Raw genomic sequence first — 12010 nt, 5'->3', positions numbered from 1 at the left:
AGGTTTGGCGTTTGGCCGATAAAAATGGAAAAGTAATATCAAAAACCGAATTTGATTCTATTGGTAAAAGTTTGTTTTCCTACATAGTTAAAAAAAATGACAAGTATGGTGTTTTAAATTACAATGGAGAAGTTGTAGTTCCGATAAACCAGACTAAAATACTGTATGCCAACACTGAATCGGGTTATGCTTTAGTACAAAACAACTCGCAAAAACTACTATTGTTGATTATCAATAAAGCGAACTACATCGATTTTGACAATATTGTTTTGTATCAAAATGCGGCTGTACTTCATAAAAACGGAAAGCAGGCATTATTAGTCAACGATAAGTTAATTGCCGATTTTGAATACGATAACATATCCATAGACGGTAAAAACATTGCGGAGCAATCTTATTTTAAAAAGACATTGGAGCAAAGACATTATCTTGAATTTAGAGAAGCACAACCGGTTTTTATTCTTGAAAAAGACAAGAAATTCGGGGTAATTGCCGATAACCAATGGCTTTATCCGATTGGTTTAGCTAAAGTGTTTCGAGATAGTTTCAGAAGATTACTCATAGTACAACAAGACAAACACAAAGGTGTATATTTCATAAGTTCCAAATACAAAACGGACATTGTTTATGATGATATTCATTTCGATGGCATGGAATTCATCGAAATAAAGCAAAACCAATTGTCGGGTATGGTTGATTACCAATGGAAGACGATTATTCCAATTGAGTACGATGACATTCAAGTGCAAGCCTTTAACAGCGGTTTTAAAGTTTTTAAAAATAAAAAAGAAGGCTGGAAGGATAAAAAAGGACAAGTTATCATTCCGGTAGTGTACGATGAAGTTGACGACTTTAACGGCTTTAGCGGCGAATCGTTTAAAAATCTTTTGAAAGTTAAAATAGGGGAGAACTATGGGGTGGTAGATAGAGCCAACAAAATTATTCTTCCTATTGTATTCGATATTATTTTTGAGCGCAATGATTTTATAGGCGGCAGAACAAAAGAGGGAAAATACGGTTTATACAAAAATGACGGTACTGTAATATTGGAACCTGAATTCGATTTTATCTTCGAGTCTGTTGCTGAAAAAACAAAATTACTTTTCGCACCCAAGAATAAAGTATATACGATAATTGGAAAATCGGGTAATGTAATTTTTAACAATTCGATTAAAAAGTACGATTACCTTGAAGATGAATACAAATTGGTCAATCCGTTACTTGACGGTAAAAGTTCCTTTTTGCGAATGGAAACTACCGATAATAAGTTTGGCATATTTGATGAGAGAAGTGAAAAGCTTTGTCTGCCGTTTGATTATGACGGCATTTTGCAAAAAGTGTATGTAAACGAAACCACTTATTTCATTGCTAAAAAAGGAAAGAAATTGGGCGTAGTTGATAATTTAAACAAAGTAGTTATTCCGTTTAACTACGACGATTTGAGTTTTGACTTGCTGTATGCCAACGCACCAAACCAATTGATTATTCCGGCTAAAAAAGGAAAAAAATACGGATTAATTGACTTTACTAATAAAGTATTAGTGCCCTTCACTTATGATTATTTGCAAAGGGTTTGTACCACAGAACCGCTGTTCAAATCCATGTTAAATAAAAAATACCGTTTGATGGATAGCTCGGGTAAAATACTTACATCGGCTACCTTTGATGATATGGCCAACTTTGAAAACGGCGAAGCCTTAACCTTTAACCAAGGTACAATGAAATTAATTTCTACAAAAGGACAGTTCATGGGCGAACAGCAAACAATGACTATGCACCAAGGCTATCAAACTTTTGAAGATTTAAAACAAGCATTGATTGCTGCCTTAGACAGTCCGGATGATACTTTACTGATGGACTTTTGTTTGAAAATAGCACCATCCAAACACATACTGTACCATTTAAAAAACAATATTTTCGACAATTCATCCATGGCTTACGGACCAACACAGGAGCAGATTGCCAAACAGTATTACAGAGAATTGTACCGGTTTAAAAAGCGAGATTGGAATTCGGAATATTACAGAAAATCGTCACTCACCCAAACCAACGATTACACCATTTTTGACGGTGAAGGTTTGGTTACCAATAAAAGAACAACCGATTGGGCCTTTGGCGATACCCGATTTATGGAGAAGTTGTTGCGCAATGCCATTAAAATAAACGGCTATTGGATTAGTACTTATTTTATGAAAAGATATTTCAGTATTGAAGAGTATTAATTACTAAACAAATCTATTTTGACCAAAAAGAATTATACCCGTTACAATTTTCATTCTCATACTTTTTGTATCTGGAAAGAAGTGCCTTTTGAGGAAATTAAAGACTTAAAAATTAATTATACGAGTCAATCCGGCAGCCGATATATTTTTACCGAAAGCGGCTTGTATCGTATTTCCAACCATTGGGGCAGAGTAGCTAATTGTCATTGGCGACTTACACCACTGGAAACATTTAAAAGTCAAAATACAACTGTAGCTTTTGCAAATTGGGGCGATTTTTATGCTAACGACGATACTTCAAAACTCTTTTATATTAAAATCGATTGGGAAACAGAAGATGCTAACTTTTACCACAAACAAACAGCACAGGCTAACGAAACTGTAATCTTGCGCAACGCTAAAGAAACGGCTAAAACCATCCGAATCATTAAAGAAGTACTGTCGGAAGAAGATTGGGCTAAATACTTAAAATACGATGATTTAAACCAACTGAGACATGAAGTAGTCACAGCATTGGTCAATACTTCAAAAACATTTTTGCAAGTTAAAAAAGACTATCTGTAATAAGAATTGATTAAGGAGTTACTTCTATCAATTGCAACTGACTTTTAAGGCGTTCTATCAGCATATTCATCATGCGTTTATTTAGATTGGAAGAGTTCTGAATGTATTCGGCATACTCTTCCAAAGTAAAAAATGCAATAACCATTCCTTTTAGTGAATTTCTGAATTTAATATCCCTTTGGATGACATTTTCTATATAGGACAGTTTTTTCTCCGGACTCAACGAAAAAAACACATTTTTTTGTTTGATAGCATAATTGATAAAAACCTGAATAAACAAATCGTTTTGCAATTTTAAAATAGGGCGTAGGGTTCGGTTTTGAAATATTTCTTCTGAAGAGGATTGACTGTTAATTGTTCCTAAAGATTCTCCTCGTAATTCAAGAACGGTAGTGTCTCTGACTTCCATAATTAGCTTTTGTTAATGGTGTTTATGTTCAGTGAAGCGAACTGATAAGTGGAAAGTCTGGCAGACAGTCAAGTTATCAATAAATTAAAGTTATAAAAAAACCTCTGTCGAAAAACAGAGGCTTTTTATAGTTATTAATAATCTGATGTTAATTATTCAATTTGAAAACTACTTTACGAACTAAGCGTTTAGCGTATTCAGAATTTTTATCCACCGAACTGTCAATTCCGGCACCTTTGGCTGTTAACCTTGATGGGCTGATTCCGGCTTTAATCAAGATAGCCTTAACATTTTCAGCTCTGGCTGCTGCCAATTTTTCGTTTTTAGCAGAATTACCTACTTCGTCAGCATAACCTGAAATTTCAACGCTAGCATTCGGGTTGTTTCTTAGGTAATTCAAGATAAAACCAATATTATCTGAAGAAGAAGGATTTGGCATAGATACTGCTTTGTCAAAGTAAACAGCAATGTAACCATCATTAATCAATTGTTCAATCATGCCTTTTGACAATACCGTGTTATTGTTGTTTGTGATAGAACTGTCAACGTATTTTTCAAGCTCATCTGGAATACCATTAGTGTTTTTGTCAACCATTCTTCCTTTAGTATCTACTGCTACACCTGCAATCGAATTGTTTTCTACGTCAAGGTAATCCGGCACACCATCTTTATCAGAATCGTTCATCAAAGTTTCAATTTCACCGATACGGCTGTTCAGTTCTTTCATTTCCTTATCTTTCTTGTCTTGGATGATAGCCCAATCTCCATGGATTTTCTCACTTCCGAAAGAGTAAGAAATCCCTAAAGAGGTAACAACCATTTGACCGGATAAGTTGTTTAAGTTATCAGAGTAGGAACCATCCCAGTTAAAATGTTGTCTGTAGTTATTAGCTACACTAAAATCCCCAAAAATGGCTATATTATCTGTAATTCTGAATAGAGGAGAAAACCCTACAACCAAGCCACCGTTGTATTCTGTTACATTATAATTTTGATTATTGCCAAGGGTATTTTTAGTTTTAGAAGTCATTCTGGACAACTGAAGACCTCCATGTAGTAATAAACCAAAACGACCGGCAGATTCTTGTAAATTAAACAATCGTATAGCATTTACAACACCTTGGAAACCAAAACGATATTGCACCATTTTAAAGTCTAAACTACCGCTTCCACTTTCGTTGTTAAATTCTTCATAGTTCAGGTCAGCTTTAACACCAAAGGTTGGACTGATCATATAACGACCTGCTATACCAAAACTGTTGGCTTGTAATCTACCGAAGAATTTTTCAGGATTACTGGAAAAGTAACCGTCTTTATAGGGTCTGACTCCTTTACCTTGCCCAACTGAAAGTTCAATAGACCATTTATTGTAACTGTCACCCATAATACCGGTAGTATCAACGGCTACCTGTGCATTGGCAGATAAAATAGAAATGAATGTTAGTAATGATAGTAGGCTTTTTTTCATATTTGAGATTTTAATATACTTCTTTAAATGTTAAAATTATACAAATATATGTGTTTACATTTAATAATCAACTTTTTTTGATTATTATGACCTCATGATAACGAAGGGTATAATTATCCTAACTCAAGAAATCGATTTCGGTTAAGTATATACTAAATCAAAACTATTACAAAGATTTAAGCCGTAATTTTGTTCTGAAAAAATAGAAAATCATGAGATTTCACACCAGAAAATGGGTAAAACCGGAAGACTTAAATCCGAATAGCACTTTATTCGGAGGCAGATTGTTAGCTTGGATCGATGAAGAATTAGCCTTGTATTCCATCATTCAGTTGGAAAACCCAAAGATTGTTACCAAACACATGTCGGAAATCAATTTCAGAAGCTCAGCTAAACAAGGTGATATTGTTGAAATAGGTATCGATGTGGTAAAGTTTGGTCATACCTCAATCACACTAACTTGTCAAGTAAGAAATATGATGACGCGTGAAATAATCATTACCATTGATACTATCACTATGGTTAGTTTGGGTGCCGACGGAAAACCAAAAGCACACGGGAAAACTCAAATAGAATACATCAAAGACCGATTAGGGTAATTAGTTTACAAAATCGTTTTTACCGGACGGCATTTCGTAAATTTCCAAGTCAAAATAGGGAATAGCCGCAAAGATATGATCGAATATATCAGCCATAATGTATTCGTAGTTTTCAAATCGTTTGTCATTGGAAAACGCATAAATTTCCAAAGGAATGCCTTGCGGAGTTGGTTGCAACTGACGACAAAGTAAAATCATATCTTTATTCAAGCCGGGATGCTGACTCAGATACTGCGTAATGTATTTTCGGAATAAGCCAAAATTGGTCATGTTGCGGCCATTAATCAACAAACTTTTATCTATATCGTGACTGGTATTGAATTTGTTAATTTCTGATTGTCTGACATCTATATATTTGGTAATCAATTGAATTCTTTTCAATTCTTCTAATTCGGTTTCCTTTAAAAAACGAATACCCTGTGCTTTAATCAAAATGTGTCTTTTGATTCGTCTTCCTCTGGAATCCAGCATACCGCGCCAGTTTCTGAAGGAATCCGAAATCAAACTATAAGTCGGAATTGTGGTAGTAGTATTGTCAAAGTTTCGCACTTTAACAGTAGCCAAATTGATTTCGACAACATCACCATCGGCACCAAATTTGTCAAAAGTAATCCAATCGCCAATCCGAACCATATCGTTTAAAGAAACTTGAACACTGGCAACAAAACCTAAAATAGTATCTCTGAAAATCAAAATGATGATGGCAGATACAGCTCCGAAAGTTCCCAACATGGCATTGGTACTTATGTCGAATATCTTAGACACAATTACGATAAACCCGAATATCCATAGGATAATCATAATTACCTGAATGTAACTGTCGATAGGTTTGTCGCTAAAGGAAGGATTGGTTTTTAAATGATCGCGAAACGCGTGCAAGATGGTTTTGATAATCCACAAACTCAATAATACAATATAAATGGCTATCAATTTTCCGAATATGTCTTCCCAATACACAAAATTTTGCAAAATGATAGGCACCGATTTGTATACAAAAAGCAGCGGAATCAAATGCGAAATGTACTTAGCGGTTTTGTTGGAAACTAAAAAGTTGTCAAAACGGGTTTTAGTTCTTCGGGCTATGATAATCAAGGCTCTAACCAAAACATATCGGAAAACCGTGAAAATTATGTAGGCAATTAGGGTCAGGACCACTATATTGATGGCCAAACTCAAATAAGCCGATAAAGTCTCTCCAAAGTCCAATTTTTTGAACAAAGGATAACTCCACCCGAAAATGTTCTCCACCAGTTTATGCATTCTTTATATATTTTTTCTCCACGTAAAAAGTAGCAAAAGGCAACAATGAAGCAAACTGAACAATGAAAAAATCTTTCAAACTCCATTTTTGCTCCTCTCGAATCAAAATCGCCAAAAGTACGTAACCCATAAACAATAATCCGTGAGCCATGCCAACCGGAAACAATAGTGTTTTATACAAATCCATGTTGGTAGGTTTTATGACCAACATATTAAAAAATAAAACCAAATAGGAAACGCCTTCAGCGATGGCAACGAACTTGAAAAATTTTGTCATGATAATAGCAATTTGCCACAAAATTAAGTAATAAGATGGTAAACCACCTAAAAAGAACTTACATTTGTTTTTTAACTAAAAATGAGCAAAAGAGATTTAAAAAAATACCTGACCGAATTGTCGAAAGAACAGCTGGAGGAACAGTTATTAGAGCTTTATGACAAGTTTAGCGATGTGAAAGTATATTACGATTTTGCATTTCATCCCAATGAAGAAAAACTGATTCGCGAAGCCAAATTTAAAATCTCCAACGAATACTTTCCGGTCAGAGGTAAAAAACCGAAAATGCGACGTTCTGTAGCTCAAAAATTCATCAAACATTTTAGAACGTTAGGCGTAGATGTTTTTTTAGTGGCTGATTTGATGTTGTATAATCTTGAAATAGCTCAAACGCTATCGGCTGAAAAAACCATCAAACAGGAAGTTTTTTACAAAAGCATGCTTTCGTCTTTCCAACAAGCCGTTGCTTTCCTAATTGAACACGGTATTTTAAGCGAATTTTATGATAGAGTAGTGGCTGTTAAAGAAGAAACTGTGACTCAAAATTGGTTCAATCAATATGATTTTACGGCAGTTACGGAACGACTCGAATATTAAATTTTAGTTATTTACCATAATTCATGATGCGATAACTCTTTTTTAGCTGTACTTTTGCAAAATTGTACTAATCGTTATGTCTCAGAAAGATTTAAAGGTAGAAATTGAAGAAAAAAAGGAGCTTTACGACTACCAAAAGGGAGATATTGACAAAATTTTTGAGCGTTTAGACAACGCACCAAACGATTACCATTTGTTGTACCAATTGCCAACCGGCGGTGGAAAAACAGTTATTTTCTCCGAAATTGTTCGCCGTTATTTATCCAAACACAATAAAAAAGTAGTGGTACTGACGCATCGAATTGAGCTGTGCAAACAAACGTCAAAAATGCTCAAAGGTTTCGATGTCAAAAATAAAATCATCAACAGCAACATTAAAGAATTACCGGATCAAGACGAGTATTCTTGTTTTGTAGCGATGGTGGAAACGCTTAAAAATCGCCTAAACGATGAGAAATTGATGATTGATAATGTCGGTTTAGTGATTATCGATGAAGCGCATTACAATTCTTTCCGAAAATTATTCAGTCAGTTCAAAAATTCCTTTATTTTAGGTGTAACAGCAACACCATTGAGTTCGAATATCAAGTTGCCGATGCATCAAAATTACGATGAATTAATCGTAGGCGATACCATACAATCGTTAATTGACAACGGATTTTTAGCCCGAGCTACTACGTATAGTTATGACGTAGGCTTGACTTCGCTTAAAGTTGGAATTAACGGTGACTATACGGTGAAATCGTCTGATGATTTGTACATGAATATGGTCATGCAGGAGAAATTGTTACATGCATACACAGAGAAATCATTGGGTAAAAAGACCTTGATTTTTAATAACGGTATCAATACATCATTATATGTTTATGATACTTTCAAAGAAGCCGGATTTCCCATCAAACATCTTGACAATACCACATCAGCTGAAGATCGTAAAGATATTTTGCAATGGTTCAAAAAAACACCGGATGCTATTTTAACTTCAGTTGGCATTTTAACCACCGGATTTGACGAACCTACAGTAGAAAGTATCATTTTGAATCGCGCTACCAAATCGTTGACGTTATATTTTCAAATGATTGGTCGTGGCTCGCGTAAATTGCCGCATAAAGATGAATTTACGGTTATCGACCTAGGTAACAATGCTTTGCGATTCGGTTTATGGAATGATCCTGTCGATTGGCAGCACATTTTCAAATCGCCGGAATATTATTTGGAAAGCTTACGAGATGATGCCGAAATCGAATTGAATTTCAAATATACCATGCCGGAAGCCATTCGTAAAATGTTTGCCAAAACAGCTGACGTTTCTATGGATATTGAAGCCGAATTTAAAAAAATTACTGCTCAAAATTTACGTTCCAAAGAAGTGATTGAGCGTTCTATAAATCAGCACGCCTCAATGTGTGTTGAAAATGCCGAAGATTTGTACGGAGCCAGAATGTTATCTAAATTGTTAAATGATGATATTGAAAGCCGCATAAAACGTTATGTAAGTTGTTTGGGTAAAACCAGCAAAAACTATCGTGAATGGCTCATTGAGGATTATAAAACCAAATTAAGCTTAGCCATTGGTAAAAAGTACAGAGAACTAAATTTTTAAATGTATTATTTATTTAAGCTTTATAATAGTTTGTTTTACAATAATATAAGTTTCTAAGTATTTAAGATTAAAGCTGTACATTTTATAAACTATAATTTATATTATGTAAAATAGAAAATTTAAGGATTGTACTTTATTGATACACTTATAGTTTTCAAATGTTTTTAACAATGACCCTATCATGCGGAAACCTTTAGTATTTTTGCCATGGTATTTGTGTTTTCTAAAAATGTATTTATGAGTAATTCTGTCGCCGAAAATATTGCTAACTTTTTGAAAGATTATCCGCCATTTAATTATTTGCGTCACGACGAGTTGATTCAAGTCGCCACCAATATTGGCGTAGTTAATTTAGATAAGCATAAAACTTTGTTTAAAGTTGATGATAAATTACACGATAGTTTTTATGTAGTGGCTTCCGGGGTCATCAATCTATCCGTAATTGCAGATGCCGAAGAAACATTATTGAATAAATGTTACCCAGGAGATGTTTTTGGTTTGCGTCCTTTCTTTGCCAAAAACAATTACATGATGACCGCTAAAGCTCGCGAAGACAGTATTGTATATGCCATTCCTATTGCTGTATTCAAACCTTTTGTAGCACAAAATCCACAAGTTTTAGACTTCTTATTGGAAAGTTTTGCCACCAATACGCGTAATCCTTTTGATAAAGAAAATCGTGGAAAACTCATTACCGACAATGTTTATACTGAAAATCAATCCAATGAAATTCAGTACTTTCAATCATTGGCCTACAACAAAACACCATTAAAAGTTACAGCAACAATGATAGTTAAAGATGTAGCTCAGTTGATGACCGAAAACTTAATCGACAGTGCCATCATCATTGATCAAAACAGCCCGCTGGGCATTGTAACCGATACCGATTTCAGAACTAAAATTGCCAATGGTCGCTTCCCTATTACCACTAGTATTGATAAAATAATGTCGGTGCCGGTTATCACAGTTCCGGAAAATGTTTCTGTTGCCGAGGCTCAACTATTATTATTAAAGCATAATGTAAGTCATCTTTGCGTAACTATCGATGGTTCAGATAAATCAGAAGTTAAAGGAATCATTTCAGAACATGATTTAATTGTAGCTCAAGCCAATAATCCGGGTGTTTTAATTAAAGAAATCAAACGTTCCTTATCGCCTAAAGAATTAAAATTAGTTCGTGAAAAACTAACAGACTTGATTCAGAGTTCGATTGCTAAAAACATTCCGTTACCACATATCTATAATATTACGGGGGAGATTATTACCGCTATTATCAGACGTTCGGTGGAATTGGCTATTTTGGATTTGGGTTCTCCTCCATCGCGTTTTGCATGGTTGAGTATTGGGAGTCAAGGTCGAAAAGAACAGTTGTTGCTAACCGACCAAGACAGTATTTTAATTTTTGAAGATGTGGCTCCCGAAAAATACCGTGATGTAAAAGATTATTTCTTAAAACTATCCAAAAGAACTACGGCAATTTTAGAAAAAGTAGGTTATCAATACTGTCCGAACGGTCACATGGCCAGCAATATGCTTTGGTGCAAATCACTGAGCGATTGGATCAAACAATATAACAATTGGATGAAGATGCCGGGCGAAAAATCTAACGACATCAGCAGTATCTTTTTTGATTATGAAATTGCCTTTGGTGAAGGGAAAATTGAGGATATTATAGCTGATTTGATTGCTGCAAATGCCAAAAACAATGCGCTTTTCTTTGATTATTTAGGTAATGATGCTTTGCGCAAAAATCCGCCTTTAAACTTCTTCAAGAAATTTAATGTAGAAGAAGAAGGCGAACACAAAGGGAAATTCGACATCAAAAACCGTGGCATTATGCCATTAGTTGACGGAGCGCGCCTGTTTGCCTTAAGTATGAATTTACGAGGGATCAACAACACCTATTCCCGATTCAAACAGTTGGCTTTGGTGGATCCGAAATTTTCAGAGATTTACTTGAACTGTGCCGATGCCTTTTTAATTTTATCGAAGTTCAGAACTTTAGAAGGTTTAAAAAATGATAGTTCGGGCGATTTAATTAACATAGACGAATTGAGCAAAGTGGAACGCGAACGACTCAAAAATGCACTCTCTCCAATGAAAGATTTGGAAGAGCTGATTAAAGATAAATTTCAATTAACACAATTCTCCTAACATGCTGGATTGGATTAAAAACATCAATAAAGAATATCCCGATTTTTGGAAAGCGTATTTGGCTAAGTTTGAAACCAAATCCAATCGCTATGTCGTTTTAAGTACTGAAACTACAGGTTTAAACCCGAAGAAAGATGTGATTTTATCTTTTGGCGCTTTTGGTGTGGTAAACGATATGATTAAAATTGGAGACAACTTTGAAGTAATCATTTTGCAATACAAATATTTACACGATAACGGTTTGTCAAACGAATTTTTAATTGAAAGTAAGTTGCCAAAGTTGGCCGAACCTCAGGCAATACAATCTTTAGTGGAGTACATTGGAAACTCTGTTTTGGTTGGTCATCGTATTCATTTCGATATTGAACTCATAAATGAAGCCCTCGAAAAAATGTCCTGCGGTAAATTAAAGAATGAAGCCCTCGACATTGAAATCATGCATCAAAAACATTTGGATGTGACCAACAAAACGTTTTCTATTGAAGATATGGTAAAGCATTATAAATTACCTTTAAGCGAGAAGAACTCCGCTTCCGACGATGCTTATGCTATAGGATTGTTGTTTTTAAAACTCAAAACACTATTAGGATTCAAATAAAAAACCCGGTTTAGAGCCGGGTTTTTCGTGATCTGTCAAAATCAAACAAAACAATAATCAAACTATTTTTTCATAAACATGTTAGTGTAATATTTTTTTCCGTTTTCAGGGTTAATGCTAACAGAGATACCCAAGTGTGTGTAGTCACCTTCAATGTTGGCTTTGTGAGACGGACTATTAAGCCAAGCACTCATAGCACTCTCAGCCGTTTGATAGTTGTAAGCAATGTTCTCACCTACTCTTTCTGCACCTAGTACGC

General features: G+C 34.8%; 12 protein-coding genes. 7 read left to right on the top strand and 5 right to left on the bottom strand.

What is annotated here, in order from left to right:
• The coding region (locus Q0M21_RS02335) for a WG repeat-containing protein (protein ID WP_295334181.1) at window positions 1-2222 on the top strand (2222 nt) is incomplete at its 5' end.
• An 18-nt stretch (window positions 2223-2240) separates the two neighbouring features.
• Window positions 2241-2786 carry a hypothetical protein gene (locus tag Q0M21_RS02330; protein WP_295334178.1) on the top strand — a complete coding sequence of 182 codons (546 nt, stop codon included), beginning with the start codon at window positions 2241-2243 and terminating at the stop codon, window positions 2784-2786.
• Between the two features lie 10 nt (window positions 2787-2796).
• Here Q0M21_RS02330 and Q0M21_RS02325 read toward each other — a convergent pair whose 3' ends face one another.
• On the bottom strand, window positions 2797-3195 hold the full coding sequence (locus Q0M21_RS02325; protein ID WP_295334175.1) for a glyoxalase: 399 nt from the start codon (window positions 3193-3195) through the stop codon (window positions 2797-2799).
• Window positions 3196-3343: 148 nt separating this feature from the next.
• On the bottom strand, window positions 3344-4663 hold the full coding sequence (locus Q0M21_RS02320) for an OmpA family protein (protein ID WP_295334173.1): 1320 nt from the start codon (window positions 4661-4663) through the stop codon (window positions 3344-3346).
• A 212-nt stretch (window positions 4664-4875) separates the two neighbouring features.
• Here Q0M21_RS02320 and Q0M21_RS02315 point away from each other — a divergent pair, with 212 nt between their 5' ends.
• The gene (locus tag Q0M21_RS02315; RefSeq protein ID WP_295334171.1) at window positions 4876-5262 is read left to right on the top strand and encodes a hotdog domain-containing protein; all 387 of its coding nucleotides are present in this window, start codon (window positions 4876-4878) and stop codon (window positions 5260-5262) included.
• Here Q0M21_RS02315 and Q0M21_RS02310 read toward each other — a convergent pair whose 3' ends face one another.
• Together Q0M21_RS02310 and Q0M21_RS02305 are read right to left on the bottom strand one after the other, a co-directional pair.
• On the bottom strand, window positions 5263-6522 hold the full coding sequence (locus Q0M21_RS02310; RefSeq protein WP_295334168.1) for a mechanosensitive ion channel domain-containing protein: 1260 nt from the start codon (window positions 6520-6522) through the stop codon (window positions 5263-5265). It abuts the gene before it with no gap.
• Window positions 6515-6799 (bottom strand): DUF3817 domain-containing protein, encoded by a 285-nt coding sequence (locus Q0M21_RS02305; RefSeq protein ID WP_295334165.1) that lies wholly within the window; start codon window positions 6797-6799, stop codon window positions 6515-6517. The genes Q0M21_RS02310 and Q0M21_RS02305 overlap by 8 nt, the downstream gene beginning before the upstream one ends.
• Before the next feature lie 81 nt (window positions 6800-6880).
• Here Q0M21_RS02305 and Q0M21_RS02300 point away from each other — a divergent pair, with 81 nt between their 5' ends.
• From Q0M21_RS02300 to Q0M21_RS02285, 4 genes are all read left to right on the top strand, one after another.
• The gene (locus tag Q0M21_RS02300) at window positions 6881-7396 is read left to right on the top strand and encodes a DUF6155 family protein (RefSeq protein WP_295334163.1); all 516 of its coding nucleotides are present in this window, start codon (window positions 6881-6883) and stop codon (window positions 7394-7396) included.
• Between the two features lie 76 nt (window positions 7397-7472).
• Window positions 7473-8999 carry a DEAD/DEAH box helicase gene (locus Q0M21_RS02295; protein ID WP_295334160.1) on the top strand — a complete coding sequence of 509 codons (1527 nt, stop codon included), beginning with the start codon at window positions 7473-7475 and terminating at the stop codon, window positions 8997-8999.
• 237 nt (window positions 9000-9236) lie between these two features.
• Window positions 9237-11153 carry a DUF294 nucleotidyltransferase-like domain-containing protein gene (locus tag Q0M21_RS02290; protein WP_295334157.1) on the top strand — a complete coding sequence of 639 codons (1917 nt, stop codon included), beginning with the start codon at window positions 9237-9239 and terminating at the stop codon, window positions 11151-11153.
• Window position 11154: 1 nt separating this feature from the next.
• A complete protein-coding gene (locus tag Q0M21_RS02285; RefSeq protein ID WP_295334154.1) occupies window positions 11155-11751 on the top strand; it encodes a 3'-5' exonuclease in 597 nt (198 codons plus the stop codon).
• A gap of 62 nt (window positions 11752-11813) precedes the next feature.
• On the opposite strand, the gene Q0M21_RS02280 is transcribed toward Q0M21_RS02285, so the two are convergent.
• Window positions 11814-12010: CAP domain-containing protein (locus Q0M21_RS02280; RefSeq protein ID WP_295334152.1), on the bottom strand; the 197-nt coding region annotated here is incomplete at its 5' end.

It is taken from the genome of Flavobacterium sp. (genome assembly GCF_024710485.1).
Classification (GTDB): Bacteria; Bacteroidota; Bacteroidia; order Flavobacteriales; family Flavobacteriaceae; genus Flavobacterium.
Note: the sequence above shows the minus strand (reverse complement) of the source record. Positions and strands in the feature narration are given on the sequence as shown.

Bases quoted from the DNA above. Each gene is read 5' to 3' on its own strand.
- Q0M21_RS02325 (WP_295334175.1), bottom strand. From the start codon at position 3,195: ATGGAAGTCAGAGACACTACCGTTCTTGAATTACGAGGAGAATCTTTA.
- Q0M21_RS02320 (WP_295334173.1), bottom strand. From the start codon at position 4,663: ATGAAAAAAAGCCTACTATCATTACTAACATTCATTTCTATTTTATCT.
- Q0M21_RS02315 (WP_295334171.1), top strand. From the start codon at position 4,876: ATGAGATTTCACACCAGAAAATGGGTAAAACCGGAAGACTTAAATCCG.
- Q0M21_RS02310 (WP_295334168.1), bottom strand. From the start codon at position 6,522: ATGCATAAACTGGTGGAGAACATTTTCGGGTGGAGTTATCCTTTGTTC.
- Q0M21_RS02305 (WP_295334165.1), bottom strand. From the start codon at position 6,799: ATGACAAAATTTTTCAAGTTCGTTGCCATCGCTGAAGGCGTTTCCTAT.
- Q0M21_RS02300 (WP_295334163.1), top strand. From the start codon at position 6,881: ATGAGCAAAAGAGATTTAAAAAAATACCTGACCGAATTGTCGAAAGAA.
- Q0M21_RS02295 (WP_295334160.1), top strand. From the start codon at position 7,473: ATGTCTCAGAAAGATTTAAAGGTAGAAATTGAAGAAAAAAAGGAGCTT.
- Q0M21_RS02290 (WP_295334157.1), top strand. From the start codon at position 9,237: ATGAGTAATTCTGTCGCCGAAAATATTGCTAACTTTTTGAAAGATTAT.
- Q0M21_RS02285 (WP_295334154.1), top strand. From the start codon at position 11,155: ATGCTGGATTGGATTAAAAACATCAATAAAGAATATCCCGATTTTTGG.